The 17,198-nt window shown below is 41.6% G+C and carries 12 protein-coding genes; 5 read left to right on the top strand and 7 right to left on the bottom strand.

Annotated features, from left to right (window positions below; all coding sequences use genetic code 11):
* The first annotated feature begins 832 nt into the window (after positions 1-832).
* Entirely contained in the window at positions 833-2,839 is a 2,007-nt protein-coding gene (locus tag AACX68_RS02495; protein ID WP_228858339.1) for an autotransporter outer membrane beta-barrel domain-containing protein, read from the top strand.
* Between the two features lie 81 nt (positions 2,840-2,920).
* Here the strand turns inward: AACX68_RS02495 and AACX68_RS02490 are convergent, their stop codons facing one another.
* The 5 genes from AACX68_RS02490 to fliD all read right to left on the bottom strand — a co-directional run bounded on the left by AACX68_RS02490 (position 2,921) and on the right by fliD (position 6,685).
* Positions 2,921-3,658, bottom strand: coding sequence for a cyclase family protein (locus AACX68_RS02490; protein WP_228858338.1), 738 nt, complete (start codon positions 3,656-3,658; stop codon positions 2,921-2,923).
* A 97-nt stretch (positions 3,659-3,755) separates the two neighbouring features.
* Positions 3,756-4,136, bottom strand: a complete 381-nt coding sequence (locus AACX68_RS02485) for a hypothetical protein (protein WP_099108241.1) — start codon at positions 4,134-4,136, stop codon at positions 3,756-3,758.
* Positions 4,137-4,421: 285 nt separating this feature from the next.
* Positions 4,422-4,799, bottom strand: coding sequence for a flagella biosynthesis regulatory protein FliT (fliT, locus tag AACX68_RS02480; RefSeq protein WP_099108240.1), 378 nt, complete (start codon positions 4,797-4,799; stop codon positions 4,422-4,424).
* Positions 4,799-5,209 (bottom strand): flagellar export chaperone FliS, encoded by a 411-nt coding sequence (fliS, locus tag AACX68_RS02475; RefSeq protein WP_086956342.1) that lies wholly within the window; start codon positions 5,207-5,209, stop codon positions 4,799-4,801. The genes fliT and fliS overlap by 1 nt, the downstream gene beginning before the upstream one ends.
* Before the next feature lie 12 nt (positions 5,210-5,221).
* Positions 5,222-6,685: a flagellar filament capping protein FliD gene (gene fliD / locus AACX68_RS02470; RefSeq protein WP_228858337.1), complete on the bottom strand. Its 1,464-nt coding sequence runs from the start codon at positions 6,683-6,685 to the stop codon at positions 5,222-5,224.
* Positions 6,686-7,158: 473 nt separating this feature from the next.
* Between fliD and AACX68_RS02465 the strand changes: the two genes are divergently transcribed.
* From AACX68_RS02465 to fliZ, 3 genes are all read left to right on the top strand, one after another.
* Complete coding sequence (locus AACX68_RS02465; protein ID WP_228858336.1) at positions 7,159-8,238, top strand: FliC/FljB family flagellin; 1,080 nt, start codon at positions 7,159-7,161, stop codon at positions 8,236-8,238.
* Positions 8,239-8,586: 348 nt separating this feature from the next.
* On the top strand, positions 8,587-9,309 hold the full coding sequence (locus AACX68_RS02460) for an RNA polymerase sigma factor FliA (protein ID WP_099108236.1): 723 nt from the start codon (positions 8,587-8,589) through the stop codon (positions 9,307-9,309).
* 51 nt (positions 9,310-9,360) lie between these two features.
* On the top strand, positions 9,361-9,873 hold the full coding sequence (gene fliZ, locus AACX68_RS02455; RefSeq protein ID WP_086956345.1) for a flagella biosynthesis regulatory protein FliZ: 513 nt from the start codon (positions 9,361-9,363) through the stop codon (positions 9,871-9,873).
* Between the two features lie 237 nt (positions 9,874-10,110).
* On the opposite strand, the gene putA is transcribed toward fliZ, so the two are convergent.
* On the bottom strand, positions 10,111-14,091 hold the full coding sequence (putA, locus tag AACX68_RS02450; RefSeq protein WP_228858335.1) for a trifunctional transcriptional regulator/proline dehydrogenase/L-glutamate gamma-semialdehyde dehydrogenase: 3,981 nt from the start codon (positions 14,089-14,091) through the stop codon (positions 10,111-10,113).
* Positions 14,092-14,816: 725 nt separating this feature from the next.
* On the opposite strand from putA, the gene putP reads away from it, so the two are divergent.
* Entirely contained in the window at positions 14,817-16,301 is a 1,485-nt protein-coding gene (putP, locus tag AACX68_RS02445) for a sodium/proline symporter PutP (RefSeq protein ID WP_228858334.1), read from the top strand.
* 46 nt (positions 16,302-16,347) lie between these two features.
* Here putP and AACX68_RS02440 read toward each other — a convergent pair whose 3' ends face one another.
* The gene (locus AACX68_RS02440) at positions 16,348-16,992 is read right to left on the bottom strand and encodes a hypothetical protein (protein WP_228858333.1); all 645 of its coding nucleotides are present in this window, start codon (positions 16,990-16,992) and stop codon (positions 16,348-16,350) included.
* Positions 16,993-17,198 lie beyond the last annotated feature (206 nt).

The following is a 17,198-nucleotide window of genomic DNA, read 5'->3' as shown; positions in this document are numbered from 1 at the left end:
TACTTAACTCCTGCTTGTTAGGCTTATTGATTAGCCTAATGATTGAATATGATTTACTTAACCCAAAATAATGAATAAAAATTAATGTGTTATAGTTAAACTTCTTTCAATACTCTCTGAGCGAGGGCAATTAAACTGGGGCTGTAGCATGGGGATGGGATGGAGGATTTGAGCCAAACCAGATAATCTGCTGTAGAGAGTTGATCGAAAATTTGCAGTCAGAAGATAGGAATACGTAATTTACCTCATATGCAGGCTGATTTTCGTTATTGAGACGAGAGCACGACATAAACATTACTTAACTCCTGCTTGTTAGACTAATAATGAGTCAAATATTAAATACTTTTTATTCGATACAGTTTCTCGGGAAGGAAATTGAACAGATAACCTTTATAAGGTAGATACTTTATTTTTTTAATCCCCTTTCTAAAAGGGGTAAGGCTTATCTATTTTTTGATAGGCAGTATTAAAATTACTGATGAACTATTCGTAAATACAGGCGTTATTAAATTTGATGATGGGCCATTTATATTGATTATCCCATTATGAAATTATAAAAATTTTTATTTTGATGGTTATAAATATTGATTTTCTGTTTTATTGTTAATGCTATTGTGGATGATGCTAGATTATTCCTAATTGAATTATTTAAATAAATCATCGAGATAATTAATGTATGTTCCGTGTTTTTTATTAAGTGAATATGACGTGGGAATAGTTGATTAATGATGAATGGGTAAAATGAAAATAATGTAACTTTATTAAGTTATGGCACGCTTATGACAGTTGTATAGGGTGCTAAAGAAAGAGAATGTAATATAGAGGTTGTAGAGTGAAAAAAACCTATTTGTCTTTAGTTATATCTGCGTTTGTTTTCGGTGTGTCAGGTTACGCTATTGCTGACTCGAACTCTGGTGTTTTTGATGATAGAAGTTTTGATCCTTTTAGTACGAATAATAAGCTAACCTATTTTGTTGATAACATCCCTTCAGATACTGTATTCAATGAATCCATAATTTTTTTGCGTGATGATAAAAAAATAAAAAATATAACTTTGAATCAAAATTCAACTTTAAGAATAGAGGATGCAGGAACAGCGATTAACTCTATTGTTAATAAAGGTTCATCAATATTTATGTTAAATCGTAAAGGAAAAAGTCAAGGGAAGCCGATAATTCAGGATACAACTATTAACACTGGTGGTGAACTTGATATGGAAGCACACTCTATATCAAGAGGAAGACTTTATATTGCTAAAGGTGCAGAGTTAACAATTGATAATGTTGATGATAATTTTGTCAACGTGAAGGTAAATACTCCCGTGCCAGCAGCTAATGTTTCAATTGAAAACTTAAAATTAGCTGGAGTCGTAGTGATTACTCCATCATGGAATGAAGATGATGGAGAAGATGGCGATGCCCCATTCCCTGAAAAGCCAGGACCATATTTAGTGACGCAGATCCATAATCTCGAAATGCTGCCAGATAGTAAAATAATAATGGATGGGTATGAGTCAGGGGCACAATATAATAAATTGGAGATAAATAACTTATCGGGTACCGGTAATTTTGAATTATCTACCAGCCTTGCTGATAATATTGGTGATCTGATTTATGTGACAGGCCATGCGTCTGGTAATTTTGGCATCCTAGTCCAAGATAGGGGGCGGGAAATTGTTCACCCAGAAAATATCCGTCTTGTTTATATCAATGCAGGTGATGCTCAGTTTGATTTACTGAACAAAGAAGGCATCGTAGATATTGGTATTCATAAATATCGTTATCGGTTAGAGAGTAAAAAAGATGGCGAACATACGGAATGGTATCTGGTAAATGAGGAAAAAGCGCTGCCTCAGGAACCAAAACAAGATCCGACAAAAATGACTAAGCCGACTAAGACTGATAATAAGAGTACACTTGTTCCAATTGGTTTTAGTTCCAGTGCCCGAAATATAATGAGCATGTCTGCTTCTTCACAACATATTCTGAACACTGAGTTAAATACTTTACACCAGCGGCAGGGCAATTTGCGTAGCAGTGATGGTGAAATGGAGATTTGGGTACGCCATCTTAGCGATAATAGCCGCCTGAATACTCATCACTATGCCGCATTTAAAAATACCATGCATGGGCTGCAAATCGGGGTAGGTAAGCAATTTGAGTTGGGAAGAGGTAAATTATTAGCCGGTGCCTTCACGTCATACAGCAAATCTAATGTTAAATTCAATATCGGTGGTAATGGCGATGTTGAGAGTTACAGTAGTGGTCTGTATGCGACCTATCTGGATCAATCAGGTTTGTATTTTGATGCAGTGTTGAAAGGTAATCGTCTGAAAAACCAAATTAGAGCCAGAATGAATAGCGGTGATATCGGACGGGCTGATTATAATCAGAGTGCTTTCACGGCTTCACTGGAAACGGGCTATACCTTGCCAATATCTCAACTTGTTACTTTTGATCCCTATGTAAGAGTCAGTTATTCTCGCATCAGCAGTGCTGATTATACACTCAGTAATGGCATGCAGACTGATATTCAAGGAGCAAATAGCTTACAAAGTGAAGCTGGGGCACGTTTTGGTACTCATCTGACATTAGGCAGTATGGAGATTATGCCATATGTTAAGCTGGCTGTTTCCCATGAATTTAGTGGCAGCAATAAAGTCAATATTAACAAAGTGACTTTTGATAATAATTACTCCGGTAATACCGGCAAATATGGTTTGGGTATAAATACTAATGTGAATAAAAATATCTCTGTTTACGCTGAGGTAAATTACCTTCATGGTAATAGAGTAGAAACGCCGATACATTCAACAGCAGGGTTTAAGGTATTGTTCTAAGCATTAAATAGTTTTTGTCAGGAAAGTAGTTCAAGCTTAGTGCATTCTTTTGTCAGTTATGCTTGAACTACCTATTGTAACTTACGGGATTATCGCAAATGAACGTACCGGGAACCCTGTTGCCTTTTCTGGTTTAGCGACAATATTAAAAATAATCGCGCCACGAGTAGGAACTTTATCTAAATTTTTCATGATTTCTATTTGATACGTATCCTGTGCTAAAACGTAATGCTCGCCGAGGAAGTTATTATTATTTCTGGCATCTTTTGAGGAGTCAGTATCAAATGTTTCGTGCCCGATGGCTTTTATTTTCCTTTCCTCAAACAGAAACTTTAGTGCATCTAATCCCCAGCCGGGTGTCTGATTATTTCCATTGATATCTTTATTTTCCATTTTCTCCTGAGAAGGCCAGCGTTTACTCCAGTCTGTTCTTAATGCAACAAAAGTATCGGCTTCAATAATGCCATGCTCGGCTTCAAAAGAAAGAATATCTTCTTTGGACAGCGAAAAATCAGGCTCTTGTTCTGCCCGTTCTGATTTGTCAATAACTATTAATGGTAATACCAGCTCTTTTAATTCAATCCCATTCAGGAAACGTCCATCAGGAATAAAATGGCAGGGGGCATCAATATGCGTGCCATATTGCCCGACAAAAGTAAATTGTTGGGTGAAAAAGCCATCCTGATAACTAAATAATGTTTTAATTTGAGCAGGGGGAAACATAGAGAAATGAGGAGAATGTTGATCAAAGCTGTGAGTCAGATCGACCCATTTTTTGGACTTTAATAAAGTGAGTGCCTGTAAAATATTATTCGTCATAAAAACCTCATCTTTTTTAATTTTTTGAGGATGACAGGTTATATATTCAATCGCCGGTGACTGATGACAGCCACCGAGACTCGTTTGTTAGTGGATATTAATAACTTTTCGGGGTGATATCAACATAGGTGGGATCGGAAAAAGAACATTCCTCTTCAGAAATAATCGATGAAGCAATAATAATCACCGGTGATTTATTCTTATCAATATAAGGAATGGTAACTTCTATTGTCTGGGAATAAAGTTCGCCCCAGGCTGAATAAGTTATCGGTAACTTATTTTTTTCCAGAAGGTGTCTGTTAATTAATATTGAATTTGCCTGATGCTTATCCAGCTGGTTATTTTTCCTGACTGCGGCGTTTATAACCTGATAAGCTGCCCAAGATTCTGTCGTAGCGCAGTAATCTAAATTTTCATTTGTCGAAGCGATGCCTATCGCTGGGATAAATAACATCGTAAAAGTGAGAAATTTTTTCATATCATTCCATTGAATATATTATTTTAAATAATAATAAAATTTGATTGTTCTTCCGTATTCTCTTTGCAAGAAACAGCCGTTATTATCATCTTTGCGTTAATTTTTTGTGTTGAAAATGTTTGTATTTTTATATTGATTGTTTGCAAATTATGCATAAAATATAATGCCGAATCAGGATCCCCGAAAAAGGGATGGTGACTAAATGACACCACCTGAAATAAAATCAATAAACGATACCATTCATTATTATTATATTAATAAAATATTATGATGCCGCTGTTATTTTTATGTTTTCTCTGTCGTAGGCGTTAACTCCATTTCATAATCACTGACAGGGAATTGCCCATAAGTATCATGCAATAATTGTTTGCAGCTTTCCTGTTTAATCAGGTCGCTGAGTTCATCTAAGCGTTTTTGTAATAACCGCTTAGTTTCATTTTCATTATCCAAGACAGTCTGCAAAATTTTGGTTAATTTCTGCTGCAATGAAATAGGCGCATCTGAATCTTCTGATATTAAGGTAACCACTTCTACTGCTTTCAGATAGGTGATTTCCATATCGACAAGTACATCCCATTTTTCATTTTTAGCTAAATCAAGCATCTGCTCACTTAAACTAAGGATCTGCTGGTAAGCTGACAAAAGATCCAGATCATTTTTCATCAAACAATATCCTGACTGGCGTTGTAATGAGGACCTATCTGCCGCCAAGAATCTGAAATCTCGGTAAGTAAATCAATCACTTCGGTAATAGCCTTCTCATCGTTGCGTAAATTAGCATGGAGTAAACGACGACTCATATAATCATATAAAGCAGAAAGATTCTGAGCAATCTCTCCGCCTTTTTCGAAATCAAGTCCTTCTTTCAGACCATTATCAATGATATTTATCGCCTTTGAAATAGCTAAACCTTTTTCCGGGATATTTCCCTGTTGCATCAGAATAATTGCACGACGTAGGGCGCTGAGCGCCCCATTGAACAATATCTGAATCAACTGATAGGGAGAAGCATTCATAATTTCGCTCTCAAGATCTACCTGAGCGTATAACTGGCTTGCCGAACGTTGATACATATTATCCTTTAATTATCTTAAAAGCTGGAATAGGGATGAACTTGTGTTATTCAGGGAATTCATCAGTTTATCCAATTCTGTGAATTGACGTTTATAACGCTCCATTGTGGCATCAATAGTGTCATTTGTCCGCTCCACTTGTTTCTCAAGGGTTTTAAGACTTTTATTAATGCCTTCGGTTGCGGTTGCGATAGTCCCTTCATGGCTATCTAACGTTTTCTTTAATAGGTTATAAGTCTGGGTTGCAAAGCCGGTTTTTTCACCATCGCCCATAAAGAAAGCCTTAACATTGGCGGGTTTCTCTTTCAGGTTCTTTTCCAGTTTATCTTTATTGATTTCCAGTGTGCCATCCAATTTCTGTTTAATACCCAATTTATTTAAGGTAGCGATATCAGCAACATTCTGGGCGGCAAATAATTGATGTCTTAATTGGTTCTGGATATTTTTCAGTGTTCCGTCACCCAGCAAAGCACCATTATCTTTTGAAGCCGCTTCACCTTTTCCGACCGCTTTAAATTTGGTCAGTGAATCAAAAGTAGACTGTAAGTCATTATAAGCATCAACCCACTTTTTAATTGCTTCCTGCATTGGTTCAATATCACGGGAAACAACCAGTGTTTCTGATTTGAACTGCTCTACTTCTTTCAGTTCGCCATCGTCCCCTTTAACTTTTACAGTCTCTTTTTCTGAAACTTTTTTCAGATTCAGGGTAATACCTTCCGGCGCATCTTTTATTTCGTTAGTTTGGCGCTCAATTTTGACACCATTAACGTGTAATACTGCATTTTTTGCGGGAACTTTTTCTTGCATTACACCAGCGCGGTTTTTATCGCTTGGTGGGTATTCCAGCAATTCGTTCAGTTTATTATCACCTTCGACCTTAATCTTCATCATCGATTTTGTTCCCGCTTTTTTAGCGGTCAGAATCAGATAATTATTCTTATCGTCGGCTTTAATAATGCTGGCGTTAACATTACCTTCCTGCTTATTAATTGCATCACGGATCTCAACCAGAGAAGTTTGCTCACCGGTCAGAGCAATCTTCATGAGTTCTGTTTTACCGTCTTTACCTTCCTGTTCAATAACGATAGTACGGCTTGTTGCCGAAGTTTCTCCCAACTGTTCTTTTACACTGGGAACAGATGCAGTTTGCAAAGATTGCGCTACGGCAAGCTGCTCAACTTCAATCTTATAGTTACCCGGGCTGGCTTTGGAATCCGTGCTTGGAGTAAATAATTTATGGTCTTCGCTTGTTTTAGTTGTATTAAGCTTATCGAATTTTTTTAGTTCTTCCGAAGCGGTCTGAAGTTTTTCCAGACTGCCTTTTAATGTGCCAAAACCGGTCAGCTTTGCTTTATAGCTTGTTTGTTGCTGTGCTAATGGTTCTAAACGTTTTCTTTCTGCTGCCTGAAGTTTATCCAGCAAAGAACCCAAATCCATCCCGGACCCGGCCCCTAATGAGGAAATGCTAGCCATATTGACTCCTTTATTTGTAAAGCATCACTGGAGTTGTTATCGGATTAATTTGCGAAAAGTTTACTGAGAAAACGATTTTTTTGATGGATGGAATAGTTGATGAGAACAGGCGCTGTTTGGGTTATCGGTATATTCTTCGTCTTTCAGGCTGTCTATTTATTGGCTGCGCTCGCTCACTCCAGTCACCGATTTTATAAATATAGGGTTACCTATGCTCCTGGAGATTAATGAAAGGCTCCTGCTTTTCTTCACCGTAAGCCAGCCTTTGGTTGGGTAAATTCGTTTCTTTGCAGCCACGATGTGACTTGAAATCCATAGGAGATACAAGGAGTAAGAAAAAAATGAAAAACTTTTTTCAAGAAATATTAAAGGTTCTTTTTAAGTAGCCGATAAAACTGTTGGCGGTGATGAACACCGTGAGCAAACAGGCTCAGACTAATTATATCGACTTGATTTTAAAAAGGAACTCTACTATGGCATCAGTAATCAATACTAACTACTCATCTCTGCTGGCTCAAAACAACCTGACTAAATCTCAGGGTACTTTAGGTTCTGCGATTGAGCGTCTGTCCTCTGGTTTACGTATTAACAGCGCGAAGGATGATGCTGCTGGTCAAGCGATTGCTAACCGTTTCACTGCTAACGTTAAAGGCCTGACTCAGGCTGCACGTAACGCAAACGACGGTATCTCTATTGCTCAGACTACCGAAGGTGCTCTGAACGAAATCAATAACAACCTGCAACGTATCCGTGAACTGACTGTTCAGGCACAGAACGGCAGCAACTCTAAAAGTGATATCACTTCTATTCAGGATGAAGTTACACAACGCCTGAGCGAAATTGACCGTATCTCTGAACAAACTCAGTTCAACGGTGTACGTGTTCTGAGCCAAGACAACAAAATGACTGTTCAGGTTGGTGCAAACGACAACGAAACTATCACTATTGACCTGAAAAAAATCGACAGTACTGTTTTGAAACTGAATGAATTTGATGCGACTAAATCTTCTGCATTTGGTGAACAAAAAACTGAAGTTATAGGCAAAGTAGATGATGGAAAAGGCGGGAAAGTTGACGGAAAAGTGAAACTTGATACTTCTGGTATTGCAGATATCTCTGACGCTAAAGTCTTCCAGAAAATGACAGAAGCTGGTGAAGCCGATGGAAATAAATTGTTGATGTCTTACAAAGATAAAGCAGGTGAGACTAAATATGCTGAAGTGAAAACTGATGAGTCAGGAAAAGTAACAATTGATAAAGAATATACTACAAAAGTAAATGACCGTCCTCTGGATGCACTGGACAGCGCTCTGGCAAAAGTTGACAGCCTGCGTAGCTCCCTAGGTGCGGTACAAAACCGTCTGGAATCCACTGTTAACAACCTGAACAACACTGTTAACAACCTGAGCGCTGCTCGTAGCCGTATCGAAGACGCTGACTACGCGGTTGAAGTTTCTAACATGAGCCGTGGCCAGATCCTGCAACAAGCTGGTACTTCTGTTCTGGCTCAGGCGAACCAGGTTCCACAGACCGTTCTGTCTCTGCTGCGTTAATTTTTATTACCCAGCTAAAGGCTTATGCAGGGCAACCTGCATAGCCTCTGCTTATATGATAAGGATCGGCTTGCCGATCCTTATTTTTTAAGTGCTATTTAAAGGAAATACTCTAAGTATTTCGCATTGTATCGCGGCGGCAAGGGGTGAGCGAGCGCAGCCAACAAAGAGACAGCGTGAAAGACGATGGGTATTGTCAGGGACAGCCTGAAACTTGCGATACAAGGCGGACAACAAAAATTTCGCATAGGTGAAAAAGAAGCGCTTTTACTTCATTGTTCAAACGATTGTACCCGTTAGGGGATTGGATAATGGTATCCAGTCTCTTATCCAAAGGTGTCTGTTGTTGTGAGCGATTTGTATACCGCCGAAGGCGTGATGGACAAAAATAGCCTCTGGAAGCGCTATGTACCACTGGTTCGCCATGAAGCACTGAGGCTACAGGTGAGGTTGCCTGCCAGTGTCGAGCTTGATGATCTGCTTCAGGCTGGTGGCATAGGGTTGCTGAACGCAGTGGAACGTTACGATTCCCTACAGGGAACGGCTTTTACCACTTATGCAGTGCAGCGCATCAGAGGCGCAATGTTGGATGAGTTGAGGAGCCGTGATTGGGCGCCACGCAGTGTGCGACGCAATGCACGGGAAGTCACGCAAACCATCCGTAAACTTGAGCAAGAGTTAGGCCGTCCAGCCAGTGAGCAGGAAGTTGCTAAAGAATTAAAGATTAATCTGATAGAATATCGTCAAATACTGTTAGAAACCAATAACAGTCAGCTATTTTCTTATGACGAATGGCACGAAATTTACGGCGAAAGCTGTGAGCCAGTAATTGAGGAAGAGCATGAGACAAATCCTCTCCAACAGTTATTGGAAGGTGATCTCCGTCAGCGGGTTATCGATGTTATTGAGTCGTTACCTGAAAGGGAAAAAATGGTTCTGACGCTGTACTATCAGGAAGAACTGAATCTTAAAGAGATTGGCGCGGTGCTTAATGTGGGGGAATCTCGCGTGAGTCAGCTCCACAGCCAGGCAATAAAAAGGCTGCGGGCGCGTTTGAATCCAGAGAAGTAACTTTTTGCTTATTTGTTTTTTGTTAAGACTACACACAGGGCTTTATCTCTTATGTCTGTTACAACACAAAAGAAACGGCCTCTTAGCCGTTATATTAAGGACTATAAACATAGTCAGACTCATTGTTTGCATTGTCATAAGACTCTTGACCGTATTTCCCTTGTTTTTAACGGTCAGGTTATCAATAAAGAAGCAATTTCCGAGATGACCGAATTGGTTGATGACAAAACATGGAATGAGTTACAGGGTAAATTTGTAGCGCTGTGCCGCTTCTGTAGTGAAATTTATTGCAATAGCCAGACTGATTATTTCGACATTATGTCATTTAAACAGTATCTGTTTGAACAAACCGAGATGAGCCACAGCACAGTGCGTGAATACGTGGTTCGTCTGCGCAGATTGGATGAGTTACTGACCTCAGACAATTATCCTGAAGAAGAGTTTACACCAGAAAAAATTCAGGAAAAATTGAGTGAGAAGCTGTCCGAATCTGCTTTCAGTAATTACAATATCGCGCTGCGTAAATACGAACAATATCTGAGCTGGCAACAGAACGGGCATTGATTAATTCGGCGAAAACATAGCGTCTGTTTGGCTGAACAATTTGGTCAGTTTTAGAGGGGAATGTACAAATAGTGCATTCCCCTTTATTTTTAATAAATCATGTTTTATATGTCTATTTGGTTATAAATATATAACCAAATAGAACTAATCGGGTTATTTTAATCATCTGATTTAATCGTTTGATTTAATCAAATGATTATAAATAAATTGGCTAATCTATTTTTTAATTCCGCCTTTTTAACCAATGGTCATTAAGCTGGCATTTCCTCCTGCCGCTGCGGTGTTAACACTCAATGAACGTTCATGCAGCAGGCGCTCCAGCAACAGATTAGTTTCGCCCCGGGCAAAACCCTGCACTGAAACAATCGGCCCTTTACGTTGTGCAACGGTTTCACATACCTGCCGTAACTGATCGCAATCACCGTGATAAATAACTGCTTCCATAACCGTGTCTTCACTCTGCCAGTCATTCACTAAATAAATGGCGTGACGAACTTCTCTTGGTAACTGTTTCAGTAACTGCTGGTGAAGTTCATCCTTTTCCCAGACCGCCTGACAACCAACTGAAAGCACCGCGGCTAACTGAATCAGCGTATCCTGCTCATTATCTGCAAGACAGAGAACCTGACCGCGTGGCAACAGGGTGTAGGTATTACGTTCGCCCGTTGGCCCCGGCAGCAGGCGTGTTGTCCCGCCCTGAGCAAGTAAAGCGTATTCCTGAATGATGTGGTTCAGTTCCGAGTGATTATTTGATGTAGCCCATTCAGCCAATTTGTTGAAAGGAGAGTGCAGGGCAGTGCGGATAGTGGCATCCAGTGAATATTCCTCGTCCTGACGCGCTAATGTCTGAGTTGCAGCATTGACAGGGCGCTGGGACAACAGACGATAAAGATAGAGCGGCCCACCAGCTTTAGGCCCGGTGCCGGATAATCCTTCACCACCAAATGGCTGTACACCAACAACGGCACCGACCATATTGCGGTTAACATATAAATTACCGACTGTTGCCTTACCCGTGACCTGAGAGATGGTTTCATCAATACGGGTGTGAACGCCTAATGTTAATCCATAGCCGGAAGCGTTAATTTGCTCAAGCAGTTGATCCAACTCGTCCCGTTTGAAACGGACAACGTGCAGAACCGGGCCGAAAATCTCTTTTTTCAGCTCGTCAAAACTTTCCAGTTCAATAAGGGTAGGTTTGACGAACATTCCCTGTGGCCATTCCTGACTGTCTGCCGCATTTTCATGTGTCGCCTGATAAACCGTTCTGCCTTTAGTACGCATAGTCTGAATATGTCGCTCGATATTCGCTTTTGCTTCGGCATCAATCACCGGGCCGATATCGATGAACAGATGTTCAGGATTCCCCATCCGGCATTCCGCCATTGCGCCTTTCAGCATGGTGAGTGTTCTGTCTGCAACATCATCCTGTATACACAGAATACGCAGGGCAGAGCAGCGTTGGCCCGCACTGTCAAAAGCAGAGGCAACCACATCAGTGACAACCTGCTCAGTCAGGGCGGAAGAATCGACAATCATCGCATTCATCCCACCGGTTTCTGCGATCAGTGGCGTCGGTCGGCCCTGAGAATCAAGACGTCCGGCGATATTACGCTGTAACAGGCTGGCAACTTCGGTGGAGCCGGTGAACATCACGCCACGCACACGCTCATCGCCTACCAGCATAGAACCGACAGTTTCCCCTTGCCCCGGCAATAATTGCAGTACTTCACGTGGAATGCCTGCCTGATGCAGCATTTTAACGGCGACCGCCGCAATCAGTGGTGTTTGCTCTGCGGGTTTCGCCAGAACGCTGTTACCAGCCGCTAATGCAGCGGCAATCTGACCGGTGAAAATAGCCAGAGGGAAGTTCCACGGGCTGATACAGACCACAGGCCCAAGTGGGCGATGGGTATCATTGGCGAAATCCTGACGCACCTGATCGGCGTAGTAATAGAGAAAATCCACCGCTTCACGAACTTCGGCAATGGCATTGTTGAACGTTTTACCTGCTTCACGAACCAGAATACCGAGCAGGGATTGCAGGTTATCTTCCATCAGTTCCGCAGCACGTACCAAAATAGCTGCACGTTCTGATGGTGGCGTGGCAAACCAGATGGTTTCGGCATTGGTGGCGACTTCCAGCGCGTGTCTGACTTCCTGCTCTGTAGTTTCCCGCACATAGCCGACGATATCAGAAGATTTGGCCGGGTTATTAACCGGGCTGGCAACCGGTAATTCCTCAGTATGGGTATAATCACCACCTAATAATGGTTCGCTGTTCCATATTTCCATTGAAGAACTCAACAGTGCGCTGGAAAGAGAAGCCAAACGGTGTTCGCTGGAAAGATCTAATCCTGACGAATTGGTGCGGTTTTTACCGTACAAGTCAATGGGTAATGGAATTTTTGGATGAGGCAGGCCGATTTGCCCTTCAGATTTAGCCAGTTCCTGCACCACTTTTACCGGATCGGCAACCAGTTCATCGATCGGTAGGTTGGTATCAGCGATACGGTTAACGAACGAGGTATTCGCTCCATTTTCCAACAGACGTCGAACCAGATAGGCCAGTAAAGTTTCATGGGTTCCGACCGGTGCATAGATTCGACACGGGCGATTCAGTTTGCCGTCTGCAATTTTACCGACCACCTGTTCATAAAGCGGTTCACCCATTCCGTGCAGACACTGGAATTCATACTGTCCCGGATAATAATTCTGCCCTGCGATATGGTAAATGGCAGACAGAGTATGGGCGTTATGAGTTGCAAACTGAGGGTAAATAAGATTAGGCACAGATAGCAACTTACGGGCGCAGGCAATATAAGAAACATCGGTATACACTTTGCGGGTATAAACCGGATAGCCTTCCAGACCGTCAATCTGGGCACGCTTGATCTCACTATCCCAATAAGCCCCTTTTACCAGACGGATCATCAGTCTGTGACGGCTGCGCTGGGCTAAATCGATAATGCTGTCAATGACGAAAGGACAACGTTTCTGGTAGGCCTGAATAACAAAACCAATCCCGTTCCAGCCTTCCAGTTGTGGTTCAAAGCAGAGTTTTTCCAGCAAATCGAGGGAAATTTCCAGTCTATCTGCTTCTTCTGCATCGATATTGATACCGATATCATACTGGCGCGCCTGTAAAGTCAGGCTAAGCAGGCGAGGGTAGAGTTCGGTCATCACGCGCTCATACTGGGCACGGCTATAGCGGGGATGCAGGGCGGAAAGTTTGATAGAAATACCCGGCCCTTCATAAATGCCCCGACCGTTCGATGCCTTACCAATTGCATGAATAGCCTGCTGATAAGAGACCATATAAGCCTGTGCATCTTCTTCAGTCAGTGCTGCTTCACCAAGCATGTCATAGGAGTAACGGAAGCCTTTCTCCTCCAGCTTGCGGGCGTTGGCAAGGGCCTGAGCAATAGTCTCGCCAGTGACGAATTGCTCTCCCATCAGACGCATTGCCATATCTACACCTTTTCGCACCAACGGTTCACCGCTCTTGCCGATGATTCGGGTCAGCGATTTGGATAACTTGGCTTCGTTATGGGTAGAGACTAATTTACCGGTAAACAGCAATCCCCATGTCGCAGCATTAACGAACATGGACGGGCTTTGCCCCAGATGGGAGTGCCAATTACCGTTACTGATTTTGTCGCGGATTAGTGCATCGCGGGTGGCTTTATCAGGAATGCGAAGCAGGGCTTCGGCAAGGCACATCAGTGCGACACCTTCCTGTGAAGAGAGTGAAAATTCCTGTAGTAGCCCCTGAACCAGACCGGCGCGCCCAATACCCTGTTTTTGCTGGCGTAATTTCTCTGCGATGGAATATGCAAGTTTATGTGCCGCTTTGGATTGTTCTTCTGGTAACTGAGCTTGTTGCAGTAACATCGGAACAGCCTGTGTTTCAGGCAACCGATATGCCGCAGTAATTGCAGAACGTTTCACCGATTGGGGCAAAATGTGCTCGGCAAAGTCCAGAAACGGCTGATAACGGGCTTCAATTGGTGATTCTTCTTCGGAAATCTTTTCTTCTTTGTTATCCTGAGCGGCTGATATTTCCGGGATCTTTTCCTCATTTTCAAGACGTTCGAGATAATTAAAAATGGCTTGCTTAATCAGCCAGTGTGGTGTGCGCTCAATTCGTTGTGCAGCAGCTTTGATGCGGTTACGCGTTGCTTCATCGAGCTTCACGCCCATAGTGGTACTACCCATTCTCACTCCTTAATAGGAAGACTAATCAAGTTACGGAACAATATCTTCCATGTTGCAACTTTGTGCAACTTTGTTAAAAGCCATTATTCAGAATTTGTGAAATCAATCTGATTTTGAACATATAATTTGTGGCTCATGATTATTAACCTATTATCTACATGATAGATAAGTATTTATTTTCATTTGGCTACATAGGGTTTTTTATGAAAGGTGCAACTTTATGGGTGATAAATGTGACTTGGTGAGCGTTTCTTGTAAAAAATGCCGTTAATCAGTTGTTAAAAATGTTTTAGCTAATTTAGGATAGAAAGTGATTTTTAAATAATTACAAATATAAATTACATATCGGAACAACGCCACCTTCAGGTGAAATAATCTTCAGGTACAACTCTGGCCTACCCAGTAAACTTTGAGTTGCATACAGCCAGCAAAAGGCAGTCTGAAAGTAAGATGGGTAAAACCTGACAACAGAACACCTTGTCCTGAGAGAGATATTGCGCTGAAAGAAGTGGGAAATCTATACCCAATGAATTTCAAGCCGCATCGCGGCGGCAAGGGAGTTCATCCCCGGGAGCATAGATAACTATGTGACTGGGGTGAGCGAGCGCAGCCAACAAAGAGGCAGTTTGAAAGACGACGGGTATAAGTACAGAACACATCATTGACGCAAATCAAGTAGTCTGAATAAACAGGATTTGCAAAAAATACTATGGAGAAGAACCTGCATGACAGTAAATTCACCAATGCTAATTACCTTCATTGTCTATATAGCCGGGATGCTACTGATAGGCTTCATGGCATACCGTGCCACCAAGAATTTCGATGACTATATTCTGGGTGGCCGGCGATTAGGCAGTGTAGTAACAGCACTATCTGCTGGCGCTTCTGATATGAGTGGCTGGTTATTAATGGGGTTGCCGGGGGCGATTTTTTTATCCGGTGTATCAGAAATCTGGATCGCGCTGGGCTTATTACTGGGCGCCTATCTGAACTGGCGGTGGGTTGCAGGCAGATTACGTGTTCATACAGAAATCAATAATAATGCACTGACTTTACCGGATTATTTCACCAACCGCTTTGATGATAGCAGTAAAATTCTCCGTATTATCTCTGCCGTTGTTATCCTGATTTTCTTTACTATCTACTGTGCATCCGGGGTTGTAGCGGGTGGATTGCTGTTTGAAAATACATTTGGCATCAGCTACGAACACGCGATCTGGCTGGGTGCGTTAGCTACGATTGCTTACACGTTCCTCGGCGGATTCTTGGCGGTGAGCTGGACTGATACCGTGCAAGCAACCTTAATGATTTTTGCTTTGATTCTGGTGCCTGTGCTGATTTTACTCAATGTGGGCGGTGTTGAAAAAGCCATTACCATTATTGAGGCGAAAAATCCTGTCTATATGGATATATTTAAGAACCTGAATTTTGTTGCCATCATCTCACTGTTGGGCTGGGGGTTAGGTTACTTTGGTCAGCCTCATATTCTGGCCCGTTTTATGGCGGCTGATTCTCATCAGACTATCCATAAAGCGCGCCGTATCAGTATGACATGGATGCTTTTATGTCTTGCGGGTACGTCAGCGGTAGGTTTCTTTGGTATTGCGTATTTTTCAATCCATACGGATCAGGCTGGCCCGGTATTACAAAACCATGAGCGTATTTTCATGGAGCTGGGCATACTTTTATTCAATCCGTGGATCACGGGCATTTTGCTGTCTGCGGTTTTAGCAGCGGTCATGAGTACACTGAGCTGCCAGTTGCTGGTGTGTTCCAGTGCACTGACAGAAGATTTTTATAAGGCTTTTATCCGTACGAAAGCCAGCCAGAAAGAACTGGTATGGGTCGGACGGATGATGGTGCTGTTGGTCGCGGCTATTGCCATTGTGATTGCTACTAACCCAAATAATAAAGTGCTGGCCTTAGTCAGTAATGCCTGGGCGGGGTTTGGCGCCGCATTTGGCCCAGTTATTCTGATTTCGGTGATTTGGCAACGCATGACACGCAATGGTGCATTAGCGGGTATGCTGGTGGGTGCAGTAACTGTACTGGTATGGATGAAGTTTCATTGGTTTGGTTTGTATGAAATCATCCCCGGATTTATTCTGGCCTCGCTTGCCATTGTGGTGGTGAGCCTGTTAGGCAAAGCACCAAATAAGACGATCCAGCAGCGTTTTGTTGAAGCCGAAGCTCAGTATAATACTAAATAAAGATATATTCAGAGCCTCTGAAGTAGCAGAGGCTCATTAATAATAGTTAATTCCAACATGTCCATCGGCTGGGATCTCCGGCATATTCAAGTTTTGTCCCTTCTGGTGGTTGAAGAAGAGTAATAGTCCATCCTTGATCTGAATTTTCAAAATCACCGATTTTGTTATGATACACATCATAGAGAGAGTCTATTTTTATTGGTTCTGAATTAAAATAAGCGCGTATATAACTTGGTGGAGGCGCTCCATCGGTTTTTTCACTTATTTCATTCAGACGTGCTGGGCAATATTGTTTAGAGTAAAAAATTGTCCAATAATAATCAGATAAAATAGTGGGGGATACTTCTATCATTCCTATACGGCCGGACCATAATAATTTATTATCCTGAGTAATAAATTTAAACCCTGTTATTTTTTCGGAGAGAAAACAGCTGAGAGAGTTTTTATCTTCCCAAGTAAAAGTTCCTTTCTTTCCCGGCCCCACTGTTATTACTACAGGATTGCCTTCTGTTGGCTGATATGTGCAAACAGAATAGACAGATGGTGCATAGACAGTGATTGTATAATTTGTTCTATTATCAATGGTTATTGGGTGATAGCCAGAAGAGAACACTGAAATTGATGTGGCAGTAAATAACATCATAATAATAAAATTAAGCATTCTATGATAAGTTAACTTTATGATTTTCATAACCGCTCCTTGCTCATTAATGAGCAAATAAAAATTAACCTTTCTAAAGGAAACATTTCATTAGCTAATAGTAGTGTGTTTGTTTTAGTATATTTTAAATAATAGTCTATATTTTTGAATGTTCTAATTATTAATGTTTAATAAAAATTATATTAATTTATTTTTGTTTTTAATGATGAATGAAATGAACTGTAATTTTCAATTTA

It is taken from the genome of Xenorhabdus sp. PB61.4 (assembly GCF_963894935.1).
GTDB classification, from domain to species: Bacteria; Pseudomonadota; Gammaproteobacteria; order Enterobacterales; family Enterobacteriaceae; genus Xenorhabdus; species Xenorhabdus stockiae.
This window is presented reverse-complemented; position numbering and strand designations above follow the sequence as displayed.

What these genes read in the sequence shown, in the direction of transcription:
- AACX68_RS02490 (WP_228858338.1), bottom strand. Translation starts at nt 3,658, where the DNA reads ATGACGAATAATATTTTACAGGCACTCACTTTATTAAAGTCCAAAAAA.
- AACX68_RS02485 (WP_099108241.1), bottom strand. Translation starts at nt 4,136, where the DNA reads ATGAAAAAATTTCTCACTTTTACGATGTTATTTATCCCAGCGATAGGC.
- fliT (WP_099108240.1), bottom strand. Translation starts at nt 4,799, where the DNA reads ATGAAAAATGATCTGGATCTTTTGTCAGCTTACCAGCAGATCCTTAGT.
- fliS (WP_086956342.1), bottom strand. Translation starts at nt 5,209, where the DNA reads ATGTATCAACGTTCGGCAAGCCAGTTATACGCTCAGGTAGATCTTGAG.
- fliD (WP_228858337.1), bottom strand. Translation starts at nt 6,685, where the DNA reads ATGGCTAGCATTTCCTCATTAGGGGCCGGGTCCGGGATGGATTTGGGT.
- AACX68_RS02465 (WP_228858336.1), top strand. Translation starts at nt 7,159, where the DNA reads ATGGCATCAGTAATCAATACTAACTACTCATCTCTGCTGGCTCAAAAC.
- fliZ (WP_086956345.1), top strand. Translation starts at nt 9,361, where the DNA reads ATGTCTGTTACAACACAAAAGAAACGGCCTCTTAGCCGTTATATTAAG.
- putA (WP_228858335.1), bottom strand. Translation starts at nt 14,091, where the DNA reads ATGGGTAGTACCACTATGGGCGTGAAGCTCGATGAAGCAACGCGTAAC.
- putP (WP_228858334.1), top strand. Translation starts at nt 14,817, where the DNA reads ATGACAGTAAATTCACCAATGCTAATTACCTTCATTGTCTATATAGCC.
- AACX68_RS02440 (WP_228858333.1), bottom strand. Translation starts at nt 16,992, where the DNA reads ATGAAAATCATAAAGTTAACTTATCATAGAATGCTTAATTTTATTATT.